The sequence below is a fragment of the Streptomyces rugosispiralis genome, from assembly GCF_024505145.1.
Lineage (GTDB): Bacteria > Actinomycetota > Actinomycetes > Streptomycetales > Streptomycetaceae > Streptomyces > Streptomyces rugosispiralis.
In genome coordinates this window covers 20133-40997 of the sequence record NZ_JANIAA010000048.1, presented here as the reverse complement: position 1 = coordinate 40997, position 20865 = coordinate 20133, and the positions used below count along the sequence as shown (strand labels likewise).

18 protein-coding genes and 1 pseudogene are annotated in these 20865 nt (G+C 71.2%); 12 read left to right on the top strand and 7 right to left on the bottom strand.

The genetic code is table 11. The annotated features are described in order from the left end of the window. Nucleotides 1-31 precede the first annotated feature (31 nt). Together NP777_RS40990 and NP777_RS40985 are read left to right on the top strand one after the other, a co-directional pair. Nucleotides 32-898, top strand: a complete 867-nt coding sequence (locus NP777_RS40990; RefSeq protein ID WP_256655271.1) for an SMP-30/gluconolactonase/LRE family protein — start codon at nucleotides 32-34, stop codon at nucleotides 896-898. A gap of 164 nt (nucleotides 899-1062) precedes the next feature. Beyond that, entirely contained in the window at nucleotides 1063-1857 is a 795-nt protein-coding gene (locus NP777_RS40985) for an SCO2400 family protein (RefSeq protein ID WP_256655270.1), read from the top strand. 201 nt (nucleotides 1858-2058) lie between these two features. Here the strand turns inward: NP777_RS40985 and NP777_RS40980 are convergent, their stop codons facing one another. After that, complete coding sequence (locus NP777_RS40980) at nucleotides 2059-2391, bottom strand: ArsR/SmtB family transcription factor (RefSeq protein WP_256655269.1); 333 nt, start codon at nucleotides 2389-2391, stop codon at nucleotides 2059-2061. A gap of 196 nt (nucleotides 2392-2587) precedes the next feature. Between NP777_RS40980 and NP777_RS40975 the strand changes: the two genes are divergently transcribed. Beyond that, nucleotides 2588-3226: a DJ-1/PfpI family protein gene (locus NP777_RS40975; protein WP_256655268.1), complete on the top strand. Its 639-nt coding sequence runs from the start codon at nucleotides 2588-2590 to the stop codon at nucleotides 3224-3226. A 191-nt stretch (nucleotides 3227-3417) separates the two neighbouring features. Here NP777_RS40975 and NP777_RS40970 read toward each other — a convergent pair whose 3' ends face one another. After that, nucleotides 3418-4281: a LysR family transcriptional regulator gene (locus tag NP777_RS40970; protein ID WP_256655267.1), complete on the bottom strand. Its 864-nt coding sequence runs from the start codon at nucleotides 4279-4281 to the stop codon at nucleotides 3418-3420. A 205-nt stretch (nucleotides 4282-4486) separates the two neighbouring features. Here NP777_RS40970 and NP777_RS40965 point away from each other — a divergent pair, with 205 nt between their 5' ends. Next, nucleotides 4487-5359 carry an aldo/keto reductase family oxidoreductase gene (locus NP777_RS40965; protein ID WP_305890644.1) on the top strand — a complete coding sequence of 291 codons (873 nt, stop codon included), beginning with the start codon at nucleotides 4487-4489 and terminating at the stop codon, nucleotides 5357-5359. A gap of 62 nt (nucleotides 5360-5421) precedes the next feature. On the opposite strand, the gene NP777_RS40960 is transcribed toward NP777_RS40965, so the two are convergent. Continuing rightward, complete coding sequence (locus NP777_RS40960; protein ID WP_256655266.1) at nucleotides 5422-5550, bottom strand: hypothetical protein; 129 nt, start codon at nucleotides 5548-5550, stop codon at nucleotides 5422-5424. 59 nt (nucleotides 5551-5609) lie between these two features. On the opposite strand from NP777_RS40960, the gene NP777_RS40955 reads away from it, so the two are divergent. Beyond that, nucleotides 5610-6653 carry an alpha/beta hydrolase gene (locus tag NP777_RS40955; RefSeq protein WP_256655265.1) on the top strand — a complete coding sequence of 348 codons (1044 nt, stop codon included), beginning with the start codon at nucleotides 5610-5612 and terminating at the stop codon, nucleotides 6651-6653. Between the two features lie 27 nt (nucleotides 6654-6680). On the opposite strand, the gene NP777_RS40950 is transcribed toward NP777_RS40955, so the two are convergent. Then, nucleotides 6681-7130, bottom strand: a complete 450-nt coding sequence (locus NP777_RS40950; protein WP_256655264.1) for a MarR family winged helix-turn-helix transcriptional regulator — start codon at nucleotides 7128-7130, stop codon at nucleotides 6681-6683. Between the two features lie 88 nt (nucleotides 7131-7218). Here NP777_RS40950 and NP777_RS40945 point away from each other — a divergent pair, with 88 nt between their 5' ends. Further along, complete coding sequence (locus NP777_RS40945; RefSeq protein ID WP_256655263.1) at nucleotides 7219-8238, top strand: NADP-dependent oxidoreductase; 1020 nt, start codon at nucleotides 7219-7221, stop codon at nucleotides 8236-8238. Nucleotides 8239-8289: 51 nt separating this feature from the next. Here the strand turns inward: NP777_RS40945 and NP777_RS40940 are convergent, their stop codons facing one another. Continuing rightward, a complete protein-coding gene (locus tag NP777_RS40940; protein WP_256655262.1) occupies nucleotides 8290-9741 on the bottom strand; it encodes a glycoside hydrolase family 30 protein in 1452 nt (483 codons plus the stop codon). A gap of 170 nt (nucleotides 9742-9911) precedes the next feature. Here NP777_RS40940 and NP777_RS40935 point away from each other — a divergent pair, with 170 nt between their 5' ends. From NP777_RS40935 to NP777_RS40920, 4 genes are all read left to right on the top strand, one after another. Next, nucleotides 9912-10310 carry a hypothetical protein gene (locus tag NP777_RS40935; protein ID WP_256655261.1) on the top strand — a complete coding sequence of 133 codons (399 nt, stop codon included), beginning with the start codon at nucleotides 9912-9914 and terminating at the stop codon, nucleotides 10308-10310. Nucleotides 10311-10418: 108 nt separating this feature from the next. Beyond that, nucleotides 10419-11531: an ABC transporter substrate-binding protein gene (locus NP777_RS40930; RefSeq protein ID WP_256655260.1), complete on the top strand. Its 1113-nt coding sequence runs from the start codon at nucleotides 10419-10421 to the stop codon at nucleotides 11529-11531. Between the two features lie 229 nt (nucleotides 11532-11760). Then, nucleotides 11761-13269: an arabinosylfuranosidase ArfA gene (gene arfA, locus NP777_RS40925; protein ID WP_256655259.1), complete on the top strand. Its 1509-nt coding sequence runs from the start codon at nucleotides 11761-11763 to the stop codon at nucleotides 13267-13269. A 346-nt stretch (nucleotides 13270-13615) separates the two neighbouring features. After that, entirely contained in the window at nucleotides 13616-14728 is a 1113-nt protein-coding gene (locus tag NP777_RS40920; protein WP_256655258.1) for a pectate lyase family protein, read from the top strand. Between the two features lie 29 nt (nucleotides 14729-14757). Here NP777_RS40920 and NP777_RS40915 read toward each other — a convergent pair whose 3' ends face one another. Beyond that, on the bottom strand, nucleotides 14758-16446 hold the full coding sequence (locus NP777_RS40915; protein ID WP_256655257.1) for a PHP domain-containing protein: 1689 nt from the start codon (nucleotides 16444-16446) through the stop codon (nucleotides 14758-14760). A 94-nt stretch (nucleotides 16447-16540) separates the two neighbouring features. Between NP777_RS40915 and NP777_RS40910 the strand changes: the two are divergent. Both NP777_RS40910 and NP777_RS40905 read left to right on the top strand, forming a co-directional pair. After that, nucleotides 16541-17443 (top strand): annotated as a pseudogene (locus tag NP777_RS40910) (jacalin-like lectin); the annotation flags it as partial. A gap of 57 nt (nucleotides 17444-17500) precedes the next feature. Further along, nucleotides 17501-18304 carry an EI24 domain-containing protein gene (locus NP777_RS40905; protein WP_256655256.1) on the top strand — a complete coding sequence of 268 codons (804 nt, stop codon included), beginning with the start codon at nucleotides 17501-17503 and terminating at the stop codon, nucleotides 18302-18304. 180 nt (nucleotides 18305-18484) lie between these two features. On the opposite strand, the gene NP777_RS40900 is transcribed toward NP777_RS40905, so the two are convergent. Beyond that, entirely contained in the window at nucleotides 18485-20743 is a 2259-nt protein-coding gene (locus NP777_RS40900; RefSeq protein WP_256655255.1) for a GDSL-type esterase/lipase family protein, read from the bottom strand. Nucleotides 20744-20865: the final 122 nt, after the last annotated feature.

Genomic DNA, 20865 nt, shown 5'->3' with positions numbered 1-20865 from the left:
AGGCGGAACGCATGAGTGTGAGGTGGGACGTATGAGCACACGGCCATCGCTCGAGATCGCGGTGCGCGCGAGCGCCGTGCTCGGTGAGGGACCCACCTGGGACCCCGCCGCCCAGCGGCTGATCTGGGTGGACATCCTCTCCTCCCGCGTCCACACCTACGACCCCGCCACCGGCCGCCGCACCACCCTGGGCACCGAGCAGCACGTCGGCGCGGCCAAGCCCCGCGCGGGCGGCGGCCTGGTGGTCAACCTCCGCGACGGCATCGGGGTGTACGGCGCTGACGGCGGCTTCGACTGGCTGCTGCGCGAGGCGGTCCCCGGGCGCCGGGGCAACGACGCCGCCGTCGCGCCCGACGGCTCGCTGTGGGCGGGCACCATGCGCTACGACGAGGGGGTCGGCGGCGGCACCCTCTCCCGGATCGGGTCCGACGGCTCCCATGCGGAGTTCCTGCCGGAGGTGACGGTCAGCAACGGCATCGGCTGGAGCCCGGACGGCCGTCTGATGTACTACATCGACACCCCCACCCGCCGTATCGACGTCTTCGACGTCGAGGACCCCGATGGCCCGGCGGTCTCGGCGCGGCGGCCGTTCGCCGAGGTCGAGGAGGGGGCGGGGTTCCCGGACGGGCTGTGCGTGGACGCCGATGGCGCGGTGTGGGTCGCCCTGTGGGACGGCGCCGCGATCCGCCGCTACGCCCCTGACGGGACACTCGATCGGGTGGTGGAGCTGCCGTTCCCGCGCCCGACCGCGTGTGCCTTCGGCGGTGCGGACCTCACCGATCTGTATCTGACCTCGGCACGCGTCGGACTCGGCGCCTCCGCGCCGCCGCTCGCCGGGTCGCTGCTGGTCATCCCGGGTGCGGGGCAGGGGTTGGCGCAGCCCGCCTTCGGCGGCTGAGTGGGGCCTCCGGCGGCTGAGTGGGGCCGGGCGGACGGACCCCGGCCGTCGCCGGTTCGCCGGGACAGGGGCCTGACGAGGGCTTTCGTAGGGTTCTTTGCACAGGATCCTCACACTCCGCGTCCTGCTGACCTGCCTGTTGGTCACATAACCTGCCCGGCGAAATGGATTACTGCTCTCCCTGCCGCCGCCATCTCAACGGTGCCTTCTCCTGCCCTGGTTGCGGGAGGCCCGCCGAGGACCTCGGGCTGCCCTCCGCCCCGGCGGACGGGGTGGACGGGGGCGGGGCCGAGGCGCCCACCACGCGGGCGGAACGGCGGGCGGGCCGCCGTACGGCCCAGGCTTCCCGTGCCACCGGCACCGCCGACGCCTCCGGCACCACTCGCGCCTCGCGCCGGAAGGCCAAGTCCCGGGGCATCTTCGGCCGCCGGGCCCGTCGGGCCCGCCGGGGCCGGGGACGCCGGGTGGCGATCCTGGCGTCGGTGCTCGGCCCGGTGCTGGTCGCGGTGTTCGTGGCCGAGCTGGCCACCGAGGGGCACTGGCGGGAGTCCTCCCCGGCGCCCAGGCGGCAGCAGCCGGTGGCCGACCGCGACGGCGGGGTGACGGAGTCCGCCGAGACGATCGTCCAGGGCACGGACGGCCCGAGCGCGGGCCCCTCGGCGGCGGACGGAAAGTCGTCCAAGGACAAGGACAAGGACAAGGACAAGGGCGAGGGCAAGGACAAAGACAAGGACGGCGGGAAGTCCAAGGGCGGGGACGACGACACCTCGGCGGATCCGGACGACGCCTCGTCCTCCGACCCGTCGGACGACTCCACCTCGGCCCCGGGTGGCTCCGGGGCGACCCATCCGGCCACCACCCCGCCAAAGCCGGGGCCCACCGACGCGGCGACCGTCGCACCGACGCCGACCCCGACGCCCACGGAGACCTGCCAGCGCTTCCTGTGGTGGTGCACCTAGGGCCTGGCGGACCGCACCGCCCGCGGCGGGCTGGGGCGTCCTGGCGATCGTGGGTGTGCTCTGGCATGAGGTCGGCGACGGCTGTACGGATGGCGCCGCGGCTGACATGGTGGTCGCGGGCCGGACCGGCGATGGACTGGCCGCCCAGGCAACGGTGGACAGCACCTCTCCGGGGCCGCGACGATGAACGCCTTGCCGGATTCAGCCCCGGTGAGTGGGGACCACGGTCACCTGCTCTGCGGCCAGGATCGCTTGCAACAGGCCCGGGAAGCGGGTTTCCAAGTCGTCTGCACGCAGCTGGTTGAGGATCTTGTTGCCGCGGTAGTGCTGCGTGATGACGCCCGCCTCGCGGAGCACCCGGAAGTGATGGGTCGACGTCGATTTGGTGACCGGCAGGTCGAACGCACCACAAGCTTGCGCCTCGTCCCCTTCGGAAAGCTGACGCACGATGCGTCGGCGCAAGGGGTCGGCGAGCGCGGCGAGGACCGTGTCAAGCCGGACCGCTTCCGTCGCGGGATGGGGCAGCGTTCGCATGCGGTCAACCCTACCCAGCCTATCCGTGGTACGGTCCCCGTCGTACTACGAAGCGCGTCGTACAACTTTCTCCTCTCGGGCGGTCGCAGCCCCTGCGACCGCGGGACAAGCGTTGCCCCGCGCCAGTCCCGGGACTTCGCGTACGTCACCTGACAGCTGCCGACATCGATCCGGCCGAACACGAAAGAATCCCCAAGTGAACATCGCCGTCGTCTTATTCCCTCGCCTCACCGCCCTGGACGCGGTCGGGCCCTACGAAACGTTGCAGCGACTGCCTGGCGCCACGGTGACCTTCGTGGGCCATCAGCGCGGAGAGGTCCGGACCGAAAACGGATACCTCGGCCTGACCGTCGACAAGACCTTCGACGAGGTCGTCGCGCCGGATGTGGTCATCGTGCCCGGTGGGATCGGCGTTCTCGACGTGCTGGAGGACAAGGTCCTGCTGGACTGGCTGCGGTCGGTCCACGCCACCAGCCGCTTCACCACCTCGGTCTGCACCGGATCTCTGCTCCTGGCGGCCGCAGGACTGCTGCCCGGTCTCGAAGCGACCACGCACTGGGCCTTCATGGACAAGCTGACCGAGCTCGGTGCCGTTCCGACCCCCACCCGAGTGGTCGAGCACCTGGAGCAGCGGACCATCATTGCCGCTGGCGTCTCCTCCGGGATCGACATGGCTCTGCGCTTGGCGGAGCTGCTCACCGACCAGGTGACAGCGCGGGCCATGCAGTTGATGGTGGAGTACGACCCGCAGCCGCCCTTCGACGCGGGCAGCGTGGAGAAGGCCGGCCCGCTGGTCACGGCCCGAGCCAAGGAGCTGTTCCAGGAAAAGGACTGAGCGCGCGGTGCGCGGGCGACCCTGACGATGTCGCCCGCGCACGCCCGGCTTGATGACCGGGGTGAACCCGACGTTGCACGCCTCCGGCAGCAGCACCGCGCACAGGCTGGTGGCGGCGGCGGTGAAGTGCGGGGGCCGACGGCCAGGCGGAGGGCGTCAGGGTGACGGCGCGGTGGGAAGACACGAGAGGGTCATAGCCGTGTGGCCGTGCGGAGCAGCCCGGCGAGGGCGAGCGAGCGGCTGTGGGCGGGCCAGGCGATGTGGGTGACGACGGGGGGCGCGTCGGTCAGGGGGACGGCGGTGTGCTCGGCCCATAGCCAGGCGCGGGCGGAGTCGGGGAAGACGGCCACGGTGCGTCCGAGGGCGATCAGCTGGGCCAGTTGCGTCTGATCGTGGATCTCGGGGCCCGGACCGGGTGGGTACGTGCCGTCACGGGACCAGCGGGCGAGCGGAAGATCGGGGATGTCGCTGACGTCGGCCAGGGACAAAGTCTTGTGTGCGGCGAGGGGGTGTCCGGCGGGCAGGATGGCGATCTGACCCTCGGTCATCAGTTCCTCGCTGTCGAAGCCGGTGAGGGAGTTGAACGGCTTGTGCATGAGCGCCACATCGGCCCGGCCATCGCGCAGCATCTCTCCCTGCTCACACGTACCGCTCGGCAGCACTTCGATCTCGGCGGCGTCGGGCTCGGCCGCGTAGGCGTCGAGGAGCTTGTGCAGCAGATCGTGGGATGCGCCGGCCTTCACCGCCAGCACCATGCGGTTGCGGGTGCCTCCTGAGCTGTCGGCGCCACCGGCGCGACGGGTGCGGCGAGCGGCGGCGGTGATCGCGTCGAGGGCCGCGCGGCCCTCGTGCAGCAGCATCTCTCCGGCGCCGGTCAGGGCGACGCCGCGGCGGTTGCGTTTCAGAAGGGAGACGCCGAGGCGTCGCTCGAGCTGCTGGATCGCCCGGGAGAGCGGCGGCTGGGCCATGCCCAGACGCTCGGCGGCGCGGCCGAAGTGCAGTTCCTCGGCGACGGCCATGAAGTACCGCAGCTCACGGGTCTCCAAAGGGTCCATCGGCCCAGCCTACCTCGGCGGTGATACCCCCCAGGTATGACAGGGCACCGCATCAGTATTGGATGCGCCGGTCGTCCGCGAGCGAACATCGACGGCATGAGCGAAAATCGCGCCGGTGAACCGCGCGAACCAGGGACGCCGCGAACGAACGACTCCCTGACACGTGACGCTCCGCAGCATCCGGCCCAACAGAAATGACACAGGAATGAACACACCCTCCGCACTGCTGCCCGGCGGCACCTGGACCCTCGGCGATCTGACCGTCACCCGCTTCGGCTACGGCGCCATGCAGCTCGCCGGCCCCGGCGTCATGGGCCCGCCCGCCGACCACGATGGTGCGCTCGCCGTCCTGCGCGAGGCCGCCGCCCTCGGCATCACCCACATCGACACCGCCGGCGCCTACGGGCCACGCGTCACCAACCAGCTGATCCGTGAGGCGCTGCACCCCTTCCCCGAGTCGTTGCACATCGTGACCAAGGTCGGCGCGGTCCGCGATCAGCAGGGCGGCTGGCCCCCTGCCCGGCGGCCCGAGGACCTGCGCCGCGCCGTCCACGAGAACCTTGAGGACCTCGGCCTCGACGCGCTCGATGTGGTCAACCTGCGGCTCGGCGACGCCCAGGGCCCCCGGCCCGGTTCACTCGCCGAGCCTTTCGAGACCCTCGTCGAACTCCAGCAGCAAGGGTTGATCCGGCACCTGGGGGTGAGCAACGTGACGGCGGAACAGGTCGCCGAGGCACAGACGATCGCGCCGATCGTGTGCGTGCAGAACTTGTACAACCTCGCCTACCGTCAGGACGACGAGCTGATCGACGACCTCACCGTCAAGGGCATCGCCTACGTGCCGTTCTTCCCGCTCGGCGGCTTCACCCCGCTGCAGTCCACGGCGCTTTCCGCCGTGGCCACCAGGCTGAAGGCGACGCCGATGTCGGTCGCGCTGGCCTGGCTGCTGCGGCGGTCGCCGAACATCCTGCTCATTCCCGGCACCTCGTCGGTGGCGCACCTGCGCGAGAACGTCGCCGGCGCGGGACTCTCGCTCTCCGACGAGGAACTCGCCGAGCTGGACAAGATCGGCCGCTAGGACCTGTTCTGGGTCAGCTCACCCGGTGAGGCGCCGGTCCTCGGAGAGGTGACCCCTTCCGCTCAGGCTGTCGCGCGAGCCGGGCCGAGCGGTTCGGCGCCCGTCACCGCCCGCCCGGCCCCTTTCGCGTGTGCCTTCTCCTCCTCAACCGTCTTCTCCGGCACGGTGAGGACACCGGCGTCCACGAGCATGTCGACGGCGTCGCTTCACCCGAGGCTGCGTCTCGGCCAAGACAGCAAGGAACTTCCCCATGCCCTCGACCAAGCCCCGGAACCGCGCGGCCCGCTTCACCCTGGGCGCGGCGTCCGCCGCGTTGCTCGTCACCGCCGTCGCGGTCACGCCCCAAAGCGCGTCCGCCGCCCCCGAGCGTGTTTCGGGCTTCACCCGCCACACAATCACCCAGAAGGTCTCACTCACCGGCAGTGGACCGGCCGACCAGACGCTGAGCGCCGTGGAGTACCGACCGACCCACGCCCGCGTGAAGGGTATTCAGGTGATGGTTCCGGGCGTCACCTACGACCACCGGTACTTCGATCTCAAGACAGACCGCGGCTGGATCTCGCAAGCACGCGAGGCGGCCGAGGACGGCTGGATCGCCATCGCCGTGGACCGCCTCGGAACCGGCGACTCCAGCAGCCCGGCCGCGGACAAGCTGAACGGCACGACGCACTCCGCCACCATCCACCAACTGATCACCAAGCTGAGGGCCGCCCACAAGGGGCTGCCGGTCGCACTGGTCGGCCACTCCATGGGAAGCGCGGTCGCCATCCAGGAAGCCGCTTCCTACCAGGACGTCGACGCCGTCGTCGGCACCGGATTCATGCACCATGCCGGCTCCGGCCGGCTGTTGTTCAACGCCGCGATGCACCCCGCCGCCGAAGACGCCGCCTTCGCCGGCCGCGCGATACCGGACGGCTCCCTCACCACCCGGGACGGCATGCGCCAGCTGCTCTACTGGCCGTTCAACGCAGACCTGAGCACCGTGAAGGCCGACGACGCGGTCAAACAGATCGCCACCGTCGGGGAGTTCACCTCCTTCTCGGACGAACAGAGCAACGACACCTACGGCAAGAACGTCAATGTTCCCGTCCTGTCGCTCGTGGGCCGGCACGATGGCCTGTACTTCGACCCCGCCGACCTGAACACGACCCGCAAGGCGGAGACCGCCGCCTACCCGGCCAGCCCTGACGTCGACGTGAAGTCCATTCCCGGCGCCGGCCACGACCTGGCCCTCCAGCGCAACGCCGACAGCACCACCAACACCATCGACACATGGCTGTCCGGCAAGATCTAGGAGGACCCCTGGTGACGTCCTCCGGGCTCAGGGCGCGATCTGACGGCGATGTTCCTCGGCCCCCAGCATCCGTTTGAGCAGGTCGCGCAGTACCGTCCGCTCCTCGTCCGAGAGCTCCGCCAGCGGTTCGCGCGCGAAGTCGAGTGAGCCTCGGAGCCGTTCGGAGGTCTCGCGGCCCGCCTCGGTGGCGGCGGCCAGCTTGACCCGGCGGTCGGCCGGGTCCAGGCGGCGCTCGGCGAGGCCGCGCGACTCCAGGCGGTCCACGATCCCGGTGACGTTCGACGGCTCGCACTTCAGCTGCTGGGCGAGCCGGCGCATCGGCGTCGGGCCGCCGGTCAGCAGGCCCAGCACCCGGGCCTGTGCCCCGGTCAGGGAATGCTTGGCCGCGGCCTCCTCGTATTCCTCGTGATAACGGGCCACGATGGTGCCGATGAGCTCGACGACTTCGAGGGTCAGCGGGTCGATGCGGGACGTCATGCCCACCAGGGTACCCATTTACTTGACAACATGAAATATCCAGCAGCATGATTGTTTCATCTGCTGAAGCGTATGAGAGGGCCCTTCCATGTCCGTCATCCCCACCACCGGCCGTGAATGGCACCTGGTCGCCCGCCCCCAGGGGTGGCCGAAGCCGGAGGACTTCGCGCTGCGCGAGGCGCCGGTCTCCGAGCCGGGTCCCGGGCAGGCGCTGGTCCGCAATCTCTACATGTCGGTGGACCCGTACATGCGCGGCCGCATGAACGACGTGAAGTCGTACACGCCGCCGTTCCAGCTGGACCGGCCGATGGAGGGCGGCGCGGTCGGCAAGGTCGTCGCGTCCAACGCGGAGGGCATCTCCGTCGGCGACCACGTCCTGCACTTCGGCGGCTGGCGTGAGTACGCGACGGTGGAGGCCAAGAGCGCCGTCAAGGTCGACCCCGAGATCGCCCCGCTCCCCGCCTACCTCGGGGTGCTCGGCATGCCGGGCCTCACCGCCTACGCGGGGCTGCTGGAGGTCGCCTCCTTCAAGGAGGGCGACGCGGTCTTCGTCTCGGGCGCGGCGGGCGCGGTCGGCAGCGAGGTCGGCCAGATCGCCAAGCTCAAGGGCGCCTCCCGGGTGATCGGCAGCGCCGGTTCGGACGAGAAGGTCCGGGTGCTGCTCGACGAGTACGGCTTCGACGCGGCGTTCAACTACAAGAACGGCCCGGTCGCCGACCAGCTGAAGGAGGCCGCGCCGGACGGGATCGACGTCTACTTCGACAACGTCGGCGGTGAGCACCTCGAGGCCGCCATCGGCCGCCTCAAGGTGCACGGCCGGATCACCGTCTGCGGCATGATCTCGCAGTACAACGCCACCGAGCCGACCCCCGCCCCGCGCAACCTCGGGATGGTCATCGGCAAGCGGCTGCGGATCCAGGGCATGCTGGTCGGGGACCACCAGCACCTTCAGGAGGAGTTCTTCCAGGAGGTCGGCGGCTGGATCCGCGAGGGCAAGCTGCACTACCGCGAGACCGTCGTCAAGGGCGTGGAGAACGCGGTGGGGGCCTTCCTCGGGATGCTCCGGGGGGAGAACACCGGCAAGATGATCGTCACCTTCGAGGACTGACCGAGGTCGGCCTGGCCGCCCCTGCCACCCGTGCGGCAGGGGCGGTCCCGGCTATCCCAGCACCACCGTCGTCAGCGAACGCCCCGGCAGTTCGACCGCCAGCCGTCCATCGCGCACCCGCGCGGTTCCGACGCGGCCGAGCGAGTGCGTCTCGTCCGTCCGGTAGACCGCGCCCCGCGCGTCTCCGGCCCCACCGGCTCCGCCGCGTAGCGCGTAGTCCCCGCGCACCGGCTCCTCACCGGTGTTGAGGATCTCCAGGACCCGCCGGCCGTCCCGGTTCCGGAAGGCCGTCGTCCGCACGCCGTCCGCCCCGGAGTCCGCCGCGACCCGTACCGCCCCGGGCCGGATGAAACGGCTGTACGCGGCCAGGGCCCACAGCCGCTTGGAGACGTGGTAGTCCGGGCCGTCCAGCTGGATCAGCCCCCGGGTGGCGCCCACCGACGCGCCGAACCAGTACACATACCCACTCGCCCCCGCGTCCGCGAGCGTCGTGTGGATCGCCTCCGCCACCGCGAAGCCGTCGTACCCTCCCGCCCGTCGCCCACCATCACCCTCAACCGAGGCGCTTCGCGCTCCTGCCTTGTTCTGGTCGTCCCACGCCTCGTTCCACGTCGTGCCGTTGGGGCTCCACTCCGACATCCAGGTGCGGCGGGTCGTCGGCAGGGGCTGGTCGGAGGGGGTGACGTAGGGATGGCCCGTGTGCACCGCGACCTGGGCCGCGGCGGCGCCGTCGGCCTCGATCGCGGCGGAGAACGACGCCTGCTCGTCCCAGCCGGCCGCGTCGCAGCACAGCAGATTGATCCCGGCCCGCCGCACCGCGGGGCCGACCGCCTTGATCACCTCGACCGCCTGTTCCGGGGTGAACCGCATCGAGGCGTAGGACGTGGCGAGGTCCGGCTCATTGGTGAAGCCGAGGTCGGTGATGCGTACGCCCTCCTGGCGGTAGAACTTCGCGTACTGCACCAGGTAATCGGCGTACGCCCGTCGCCACTCCGCCTTCAGCGTGCCGCCGTTCGCGTCCGTCCCGTTCGTCTTCATATAGCCCGGCGCGCTCCAGGCGTCGGCGTAGAAGCGCTTGACGCCGTACCGCCGCGCCTCCTTGGCCAGCCACACCTGGCCGCCGTCGGCGCCGTCCCACTCATAGTGCGGGGGCGCGTCCGGGCCGCCCGGGTCGGTGGGCTGGATGGACTTCATATGGTCGTAGACCTCGTCGGACGACGAGCCGATGCCGAGCCGCAGAATGCTCAACCCGGCGCCCGTGCCGCGGTTCAGCAGCAGATCCAGCACCTCGCGCTGGTGTTCCGGGGTCAGGCCCTGTGCGCCGTGCATCAGATCGGCGCGCTGGAACGCCTGGGAGAAGCCGAAACCGTCGATGGTCTGGAGGTGCCTTCCGAAATCCACGGTGCCGCCGCGGAGCGGTTCCGCGGCGGCGAACGGTGTGGTGAGCGGGAGCAGTGCGGCGGCGAGCGCGCCGATGAGGGCCGTGCGGACCGAAGTGATCACGAAAACTTCCCTTCCCGGCTCCGAAAAGTTCCGGAACGTTTCCGTAACGTCGGCCGCACGCTAGAGGCGGCGGTGAGGCGGGTCAAGGGATCGCTCACAAGGTGATGGGCCGGGGGTGGGCGGGTACCCGGTGAGCCGAAAGAGTTCGGAGCGATGGGAAAGGTGGTCCCATGTCCACGACGGCCGGTCCGGAACAGCCTCGGTCCGCCGCGCAGGTGCTGGTGGCGGTGAGCGGAATCTCGCGGGACGACGCCGAGGCCGTCTTCGGTGTGCTGCGCACGTGTTACGCGTCCGACCAGGCGACGGCGAATCTTCCGCAGGACGCGGGGGAGGGGCGGCCCACGGTGTGGACGTCCGTCTTCGAGGTGGCCGACCCGCGCGCGGAGCCGCGCCCGGCCTCCCTGACGGCCCCCGTCACCGCCGACCTCCAGGGCGGCCCCCTCCAGGTGCGGCGGATGGCGGACGTCCTGGCCCGCGCCTTCGAGGTGCGCGAGCAGGGCGCGGTGGCGGGCGACCAGGAGCGGGAGCTCCGGCTGAGGCTGTCCAGCACCGGCATCCGCCCGTCGTAGGGAGCACAGGGAGCACAGGGAGCACAGGGAGCGTAGGCAGCGGGGCGAGGTGCCCGGCGGGGCAGCGAACACATAATCGGTTGCCTTCCGGCGACGGCGGCGGATGCAATGTCCGGCATGGTCACCCAGGCGCGCCCGCCACGGCGAGATGGATCATCCGTACAGATCGGCGCTCTCGTTCCGCTGACCCGGCCCGGCTGGGTCCAGGCGGGTCAACACCTGCTCGCGGGCCTCGAACTGGCCGTACGCGACGTCAACGACGACGGCGGGATCGCCGGAAGGCCACTCGAACTGGTGGTCCGGGACACCGCGGCCGATCCACAGCGGGCCGCGGCGGCTGTGGATGAACTGGCCCGGCTGGGCGTGGCCGCCTTGGCGGGGGAGTACCACAGCGTCGTAGCCCGCGCCGCCGCCACCCGGGCCGACGCCCTCGGCCTGCCGTTCCTCTGCTCGTCAGCGGTTCTCGACGCGCTCACCGAACAGCCGACGGAACGGGTCGCGCGCCTCGCCCCGGCGCAGTCCCACGGCTGGCGGATCTACGCGGACTTCCTCCTCGGCGCGGGCCACAGCCGCATCGCCGTGGCGGCCGAGCCGAGTGTCTACTGGGCGTCCGGGGCCCGCGTTCTGCGGGATCATCTCGCCCCACGCGGCGGCACCGTCGTCGAACTCGACATGCGCACGCTCACCCCCGAGGCCGTGTGCGACGAACTCGTCGCCCGGCGCGCGACAGCCCTCCTCCTTCTGGTCGGCCACCCGGAGCCGGCCGTGTCGGTCGTCACGGCGGTCCGCCGCGACCAGCGCCTCGCCGGGCTCATGATGGGCGCTCCGGCCGGGCAGCCGGAGTTCGCCGAATGGGCGACGTCGCTGGGCGCCGACGGCGCCGCGATCCCGTTCCTGCGCTACCTGCCCGACCGCCTCGGCCCGCTCGGTACACGGGTCGGGGCGGCCCTCCGCGAGCGGCTGGCCGCGGCGCCCTCCTTCGTCGCCTTCGAGGGCTACGACACGGTGGCCGTCCTCGCCGAGGTGCTGCGTGCTCGGGGCACGGACCGGGCGAGCGTCGCCGCGTCCTGGCCGCGCGTCGTGGCCGAAGGCACCCGCGGGCGGATCCGGTTCTCCCGTACGCCGGGGAGCAGCGTCTGGCAATGGACCTGGCCGCCCATCCAGGTCGTTGACCGGGATCCGGCGGAACCCGAGCGCTTCCGGGTCCTCCACACCGGCTGAGCGAGCAGGCTGAGCGAGCAGACTGAGCGACCACGGAGGTCCGCCCGGCCCAGCGCCCGCCCGCCGGGCCCGCCCGTCCCGCCCGGACAACCCGGCGCCGTCCCGCCATTGACGCACGCCGTGGCGAGATCTTACGGTCGCGTTCGAAGAAACGAGCGCTGGTCGATATGTCGAATAGTCGCGTGGTCGCGCCCATGCGCAGTCGCGACACCCGAAGAGATGGGCCGTCATGCCGCAGACCGATTCCGCCCGGTTCACCCTCGACCCCGCCTTCGCCGTCGGCGACGTCAACCCCCGCCTCTTCGGCTCGTTCGTCGAGCACCTCGGACGCTGCGTCTACACCGGCATCCATGAGCCGGGCCATCCGGCCGCCGACGAGGCCGGGCTGCGTACCGATGTCCTGGCGCTAATCCGGGAGTTGGGCGTCACCGTCATCCGGTATCCGGGGGGCAACTTCGTCTCCGGCTACAAGTGGGAGGACGGCGTCGGGCCGGTCGAGGAGCGGCCGCGGCGGCTCGATCTGGCCTGGCGTTCCACCGAGACCAACCGGTTCGGGCTCTCCGAGTACATCGACTTCGTCCGCAAGGTCGACGGCGAGCCCATGATGGCGCTCAACCTCGGCACCCGCGGCGTCGCCGAGGCCCTCGAGCTGCAGGAGTACGCCAACCACCCGTCCGGCACCGCCCTCGCAGACCTCCGGATCGGCCACGGCGACAAGGATCCGTACGGCATCGGGCTGTGGTGCCTGGGCAATGAGATGGACGGCCCCTGGCAGACCGGCCACAAGACGGCCGAGGAGTACGGACGGCTCGCCGCCGAGACCGCCCGCGCGATGCGGCAGATCGACCCGGGCGTGGAGCTGGTGGCGTGCGGCAGCTCCAACCAGTCGATGCCGACGTTCGCCACCTGGGAGGCGACGGTCCTCCACGAGAGCTACGACCTGGTGGACCACATCTCCCTGCACGCCTACTACGAGGAGCGGGACGGCGACCGCGACTCCTTCCTCGCTTCGGCCGTGGACATGGAGTCCTTCATCGAGAACGTCGTCGCCACCTGCGATCACATCGGCGCCCGGCTGAAGTCGAAGAAGAAGATCAACCTCTCGTTCGACGAGTGGAACGTCTGGTACCAGACCCACTACCACAACGCCGAGCCGCTCAACTGGGAGGAGGCCCCGCGCCTCCTGGAGGACAACTACTCCGTCACCGACGCCGTCGTGGTCGGCTCGCTGCTGATCGCCCTGCTCCGCCACGCCGACCGCGTCACCGTCGCCTGCCTCGCCCAACTGGTCAACGTCATCGCCCCGATCATGACCGAACCGGGCGGCCCCGCCTGGCGGCAGACCACCTTCTACCCCTTCGCGCAGGCGTCGGCCCACGGGCGCGGGCGGGTGCTGCGGGTCGATGCCGACAGCCCGACGTACGAGACCGCCGTCTACGGCGAGGTGCCGCTGCTGCACGCCACCGCCGTCCTCGACGAGTCCACCGGCGCGGTGACGGTCTTCGCGGTCAACCGCGACCAGCACCGGCCGCTCCCGCTGGAGATCGCCCTGCCCGCCCTCCCCGTGACCCGCGTGGTCGAGCACACCGTCCTCGCCGACGCCGACCCCGAGGCCCGTAACACCCTCACCGATCCCGAGCGCGTCACCCCGCGTCCCGGCGAGGGCACGGAACTCGCGGACGGCGCCCTGCGCACCACGCTGGAGCCGATGTCCTGGAACGTCATACGCCTGGCCTGAGCACCCGGGCGGGAAGGCCCCGCCCGGGGTGCCGGGCGGGGCGTGGACGGGATGGGGGGCGGATCGGCAAAGTCCCTGCCCGTCAACTCTCGATACGGCCAACTCCCTTGACTCGTACGGGTGTTGACAGCACAACAAGCGCTTACTAGCTTCTTCCGGGATGGCCGCTGTCCGCCGGGGCGATCCTGACCACATCGCCCGGCGCCAGGGCCCCGCACCGTCAGAGCCGCAACCTTTGGCGATCTCCACCGGCCTTTGTGATCAGCGTGCTTGCCGCTCACCCTCGCTCATCCCGCAAGCGATTACCCCTCCCGTGTGGAGACCCTCCGAATGAGAGGACTCCCCCATGCGCTCGACGCACGACCACGGCACCACGGACGACGGCGATGTCATGGACGTCACCCGCGTCACCGCCCGCGACCGGCGCCGGCTGACCGCGGTCGCCGCGGGCGTCACCGCGGCGCTCGCCCTCGGCGGCCTCTCCACGGTCTCCGCCCAGGGCGCGGACTCGGCCGACTCCGCACGCTCCGACTCCGCACGCCCCGACTCCGCGTACATCACCGCCGCACGCTCCGGCGCGGGGACCACCGCCGAGACCGCCCCCATCGGCTTCGGCGCCGGCACCACGGGCGGCGGAAACGCCACCGCCACCACCGTGACCTCCCTGGACGCCTTCAAGTCCGCCGTCACCGGCGACCAGGCCAAGGTGGTCAGGGTCTCCGGGCTGATCTCCCTCACCGGCCAGGTGGACATCGGCTCCAACACCACCGTGCTGGGCGTGGGTTCGGGCTCCGGCCTCACCGGTGGCGGACTGCGGCTGAAGCAGGCGACGAACGTCATCGTCCGCAACCTCAACATCAGCAAGCCCCGGAAGCCGTCCGACGGCATCACCGTGCAGAAGTCCACCAAGGTGTGGATCGACCACAACACCTTCTCGGCCGACCGCGACCACGACAAGGACTACTACGACGGTCTGCTGGACATCAACCACGGCTCGGACAACATCACCGTCTCCTGGAACAAGTTCGCCGACCACTTCAAGGGCAGCCTGGTCGGCCACAGCGACAACAACGCGAGCGAGGACACCGGTCACCTCAAGGTGACGTACCACCACAACTGGTTCACGAACGTCTACTCCCGCATCCCCAGCCTGCGCTTCGGCACCGGCCACTTCTACGACAACTACGTCCAGGGCGCGGAAACCGGTGTGCACTCCCGGATGGGCGCGCAGACGCTGGTCGAGAACAACGTCTTCCGCGACACCGAGGTGGCCGTCACCACCAGCCGGGACAGCGACATCGACGGCTATGCGGTGCTGCGCGGCAACGACCTGGGCGGCGCGGCCACCGAGATCTCCCGGACGGGCAGCTTCACCACCCCGCCGTACGCGTACACGGCGGAACCGGCGTCCTCCGTCGTGGCCACCGTCACCGCCCAGGCCGGCGCGGGCAAGCTCTGAAGCGCGCCGGCACCGGCCCCCGGCGGTCGTCAGGCGGGCAGCACCCACAGGGGATTGGCGTAGAACCACAGATCGCGCCACGGATCCGCATCGCCCGGCACATCCATCGCCGGGCCGTGCGGATCCACCGCCGCGCCCCGCGCGCCCACCGCCACGCGGTTGCCATCGGTGCCGCGCAGCCGTACGTACAGCGGGCGGTCCACCGGGCCGAGGTCGTAGGAGAGCCGGACCGTTCCCGTCGTACGGCCGATCTGATACGACTTCACCACGCGGGTGCGCGGCGCCGCGAAGGTGTCACGGTCGTCCACCGCGCCCGTGACCTCGCCCTGGATGACGTCCACCCGCGCCAGCTTCGGGACGAAACCGGCCCAGTTGGGGCCGTTGGCCAGGGCGATGTCCACCTCGAGCCGCACCCTTGTACCGCGCTCCACGTGCAGTGTGCCGCCGAGGGTGACCGAACGGCCCCGGCCGCCGCCGAGCCGCGCGTCCAGTCCGCTGATCAGCCCGCCGTGGTCCACCCACACCCGGCCCGCCCGGATGCCGTCCATGACGGCGGCGTACGAGAAGTCCTCGGCGCCCACATGGGTGCGGCTGTACTGGCCCGGCCAGTAGTCGTTCTCCGCCAGGTCGAGCCCGCCCCGGTACACCGGGTCGTTCTGCCGCCCGTTGGTCTCGTAGTCGCTGCCGGGGCCGCGCATCGCGGTGTCGGCGTAGACGTTGTGGGAGTCGGAGTTGGCGGTGATCCACCACGGCTTGCCCTCGCTGAGCAGGCTGTCCCACAGCCCGCCCACCGTGGCCGTCATCCAGTCGAAGCCGCCCCAGGTGCGGTACGACTCGGCCGGGTACGCGGCGAAGGACTGCGGCCCCGGGGCGTTCTCGTACAGCCCGCGCGCACCGCCCGGACCGTGCGCGGCGGCCGGGATCCCGGCCGCCTGGTGGCCCGGCGCGCCCTCCATGCCCACGGCGATCTGCGGCTGGGCGTCCCGCCAGCCCCGGATCTCGTGCGGGGAGTCCAGGCCCTTGCGGGCGGGGTGGTTGGCGAGCATCAGCGCGGCCTTGACGCGCCGCCGGCGCACCGCGTCGGAGAGGAAGTCAAGACCGGCGATGGCCAGCGTCTCGTTCCGCGGGGTGGAGTCCCCGGCGTTCTTGACCGATCCGTCGAAGGAGGTCTCGAACTCCTTGAGCACCGCCACCTCGTCACGGCCGGGGTGGACGAAGACCGTGCCGTGCTCGGCGCCGGGGATGTTCCACTCCAGCCCCTGGAAGACCAGCGCGTCCCGGTGGGTCTCGCGCGCCTCGCGGATGTCGGGGTTGACCTTCTCGACCCCGATCCGGGCGTGGGTGACGTTCCCGTGGTCGGTGATCACCATCCAGTCCAGGCCGTGCCGGGCGCCCTGCCGCACCTGGTCGATGACCCGGTACTTGCCGTCGTTGCTGTACTGGGTGTGGATGTGGTGGTCCCCGGCCAGCCACAGATAGCCGCCGCCGTGCCGGGAGCCGGGCGTCACCGCGCCGTCCGCCGCGACGGCGTGCGCGGTGCCGCCGTCCAGCACGCTCGCGGCGCCGAGCCCCGCGCCCAGCAGCCCCGCGCGGCGCAGCATCGAGCGCCGGGAGAGCTGATCGGGGGTCAGCTCCTCGCCCCGTACGGACAGGTCGAGGGCCGGGGGCAGGCTGTGCACCGCGAGTTCATCGTGAGGGTGGTGATGTCCAGGGGCCATGAGCGCGAAGGTAAGGACCGCGGTTGAACACCAGCCGAACACCGCGAGCCCAACAGCCCATCGTCAGCGGTTCATCAGCCGAGAGGACACCTCCTTGAGACTCATCGGACGCTTAGCCGTCGCCGCCGCGGCGGCGCTCACCCTCTGCGCGACCGCGATCACCTCGGGCGCCGCGCCCGCCGCGGCGGACACCGGGACCCACCGGGCCGCCTCGGGCACGTTCAATGTGCTCACCTACAACGTGGCGGGGCTCCCCGAGGGCCTGTCCTCCGGCCACCCCGCCAAGAACACCCCGCTGATATCGCCCCGGCTCGGCGCGTACGACATCGTCAACGTCCAGGAGGACTTCAACTACCACGCCGCGCTCTACGCCGGTGACGACCACCCGTACCGCACCCCCACCAGCGGGCCCGCCGTCTTCGGCGACGGTCTGAACACCCTCTCCGACCTGCCGTACGACGGCTTCGAGCGGGTGAAGTGGAAGCGCTGCAACGGCACCGACTGCCTCACCCCGAAGGGCTTCGCCTACGCCCGGGTGCGGCTCGCCGAGGGCGCCTACCTCGACCTGTACAACCTGCACCCCAACGCGGGGACGACCGACGCCGACCTGGCCGCCCGCCGCGCCAACATCACCCAGCTCTCCGACTACATCGCCGCCCACTCCGCCGGCAACGCGGTGCTCGTCATGGGCGACACCAACACCCGCTACACCCGCACCGCCGACAACATCCGCGACCTCACCACCCGCAACGGCCTCACCGACGCCTGGGTGGACCTGGTACGCGGCGGCTCGGCCCCGCCCGCCGGTTCCGACGCCCTCGTCTGCGACCCGGACCACGTCACCGACGCCTGCGAGGTCGTGGACAAGGTCCTCTACCGCTCCGGCCCGCGGCTCTCCCTCACCGCCACCCGCTACCACAACGCGCACACGGCCTTCCTCGACGCCGACGGCAAACCGCTGTCCGACCACTATCCGCACACCGTCGACTTCACCTGGCGGGCCGGTCAACCCGGCGTCCATTTCGGGCCACGCTAGGCCAGTAGGCTTCGGCCCATGCGTGATCTTGTGAGTGGCTTCGGTTATCTGATGAAGGGGCAACGCTGGGCGGCCCGGCACGGGAGATGGTGGGGGTTCGGGATGATTCCCGCCCTGATCACCCTCGTCGGATACGCGGCGGCCCTGGTCGCCCTCTTCTTCTGGACCGATGATGTCATCGCATGGGCCACGCCCTTCGCCGACGACTGGTCCTCGCCCTGGCTCGGCGTCTTCCGCGGCGCGCTCTCGATCCTCTTCGCCGCCACCTGCCTCTTCCTCGCCATCATCACCTTCACGGCGGTCACGCTGCTGGTCGGCCAGCCCTTCTACGAGTCGCTCTCCGAAGCGGTCGACCGCTCCGAGGGCGGCGCGGTGCCCGAGTCCGGCCTGTCCACCTGGGCGGAGCTGTGGATAGGGCTGCGCGAGGCCATCGCGCTGCTCATCCGCGTCACCCTCTGGAGCGTGCTGTTCTTCGCGCTCGGCTTCATCCCGGGGGTCGGCCAGACCGTGATCCCCGTCCTCGCCTTCTGCGTGACCGCCTTCTTCCTCACCGAGGAATTGACCTCGATCGCCCTGCTGCGCCGCGGCATCCTGCTGAAGGAGCGGCGCCGCCTGCTCCGCTCCCGCCGCCTGCTCTCCCTCGGCTTCGGCGTCCCGCTGTCCGTCCTCTTCCTGATCCCGCTGGTCGCGGTCTTCCTGATGCCGGGCGCGGTCGCGGGCGCGACACTGCTGGTACGCGACCTCACGGGCGAGGACGAGCCCGCGGCCCCGCGGGGCGAGACCGCGGCGGACGCCTTCAACGGCGCCAACGGCGGGTCGTAACGGCGTACGCCCGAGTGGCTACCAGGCCATCTCGGGCGCGGGGCCACCGGCCGGCCCGCTCGGCCGGGGTCGCGGACGAGCCGGTGACCCAGCGGCCAGGCCGAGAAACGCCGGCAGATACTCGGCCCGGCCACCGCGGAGGTGGCCGGGCCGAAGGCCGGAACCCGGAGAGGCTACGGCCTAGGAGCAGGCGCCGCAGCCGCCCACGCCGCCACCGCCGGCGGGGCCGGGGCTGCCGGAGGTGCCGGAGCTGCCGGGGCTGCTTCCGCCGGGGCTGACTCCGATGCCGGAACCGCCACTGCTGACGGCCGAGCCACCGGTATTGCCGGAGCCGAAGCCACCGCCGTACGCACCGGGGTTGACGGTGCCGTAGCCGCCGCCGATGCCGCTGCTGCCGGGAGAGCTGGTCCCCACGTTGGGCATGTTGCCGGGGATGTTGCTCCAGGCGCCGGAGCTCGCGATGATGCTGCTCCCGAGGCCGCTGGGGGAGCCGGTTCCGGGCATGTTGCCGGGGATGGTGCTCCAGGCGGCGGGAGCCGGTTGCGGAGTCGGCGCCGGGTTGATGGCGCCGCCGGCCGGAGCCAGCCCCGCGGTCGGGTCGAGGCCGGGGATCGGGCCCGGCGTGCTCGCGGGCTGCGAGGCGGCCGACGAACCGCCGTCAGCCGCGCCGACCGCCGCGCCCCTGCTCGGAAGCGAGCCGGAAGCGGAGCCGGGGGCCGGAGCGGGAGCCGTGCCGGTGGCCGCACCCCTGCCCGGAGCCGAACCGGAGCCGGGGGCCGGAGCCGGGGCCGGGGCGGGGGCCGAGCCGGAGCCCGAGCCGTCGCCCGGGGCTGGAGCCGGAGCCGGGGCGGGGGTCGAGCCGGAGCCCGAGCCTGTGCCCTTGCCCGGAGCCGTGCCGGAGCCCGAACCCGTGCCCTTGCCCGGAGCCGTGCCGGAGCCCGTGCTCGTGCCCTTGCCCGGAGCTGAACCGGAGCCCGAACCCGTGGCCTTGCCCGGGGCCGTGCCGGAGCCCGTGCTCGTGGCCTTGCCCGGAGCTGAACCGGAGCCCGAACCCGTGCCCTTGCCCGGAGCCGTGCCGGAGCCCGTGCTCGTGCCCTTGCCTGGGGCCGAACCAGAGCCCGAACCCGCCCCCTTGCCCTTGCCCGGAGCCGAACCAGAGCCCGACCCCGTGCCCGACCCCGTGCCCTTGCTCGGGGTCGAGCCGGAGCCCTTGGCCTTGCCCGGGGTCGTGCCGGTGTCCGTGTCCTGGCCCGCAGCCGTGCCGGGTGCCGGAGCCTGGCTCGCCCCGAGGGGCACCCTGCCAAGCGGACTGGACTGGAACTTCTTGGGCTTCTTGTGAGTCCGGACGGCGCGGTCGTCGATACCGTCGCCATTGACGTCCGGCACCAACTCGCGCAGCTTGCCGAACGGCGTCAACTTGTCGCCGAGTGCCGACGGCGACTTCACCCCGAGCGCCTTGGCCAGCGCCTTGGCGATGATGTCGGCCATCCGCGCCGCACCCTTGGAGTTCGGGTGGAACGGCTCGTGCTTGCTCCAGTGGTCGGGGCTACCGGAGAAGATCACACCCAGATCGGTGAGCCCGGGATCATCGGTGTAGACCTCGTGGCCGTCCATCGCGTGGGAGACGTCGGCCAGTTCGGCGCAACCGCACACCGCTACCGCCTTGGCGATCGCGGCGTTGAGCTGCTTCCCGAACTCCTGGATGCGTTCCAGTTCGTGCTTGCTGAAGCCGCTGTAGTAGGGCGCCTTGACCTTCGGGTCGATGGCCAGCGGATAGTTCGGCACCACCAGCTTGGCGTGCGGAGCCCGCTGCTGCAACGCCTTGTAGACCTGCAGCAGCCGCGCGGTCACCGTGGGCGCTTGGCCCGGTGCCGAGTTCGCCGCCTGGTCCTCGTACTCCTTGGGGCTCAGCTGTGAGTTGAGCATGGGGGTGAGGTCTTTGAGCGTCTGCTCGAACGCCTTGCCGGTGCCCGAGGTGATGGCATCGGTCAGGACCTTGGCGAACAGGGCGTCGTTGCCCCCGAAACCGACGATCACGGCATCCGCGTCGGGCCGGATCAGGTTCTTCTGCGGAGTGTTGACCTTCGGGTCCCCGGGCGACTCGGGCTCTTGAGACGTGAAGAAGTCCTTGGTGACGGCGCCCGAGGACGCGCCCGTGGCACCGTCCAGCGTCACATTCGGATTGGCGTCCTGGACCCGCTGCATCGCCTGCGCTCCGGCCGCGTAGGGCGACCGGTGCCGGGGATCATTGGCATCGAAGTAGTGGCGGGCCCCTTCACCCGCGGAGTAGGAGTCACCGGTGATGTCTACCTTCCTGGCACCGTCCGGCACATCCGCCGCAGCCGGAACCGCATTGGTGCTGGCGGGCGGCCCGAGAGGCTGGGCCGACGCGGCGTGGGCCGGAACGGTCAGTGCCGAGGCCAGAGCCACGGTGGCCACAGCCTGAGCCAAGTGGGTGCCGCGTCTGCGCGGAACGGAGAATGGTGGGGGGTGGGTCAACTTGCCCTCCTCTAAAGGGAGTTAGCGGAAGCTGTCCAATGGAATCACTCATTGGATCGATC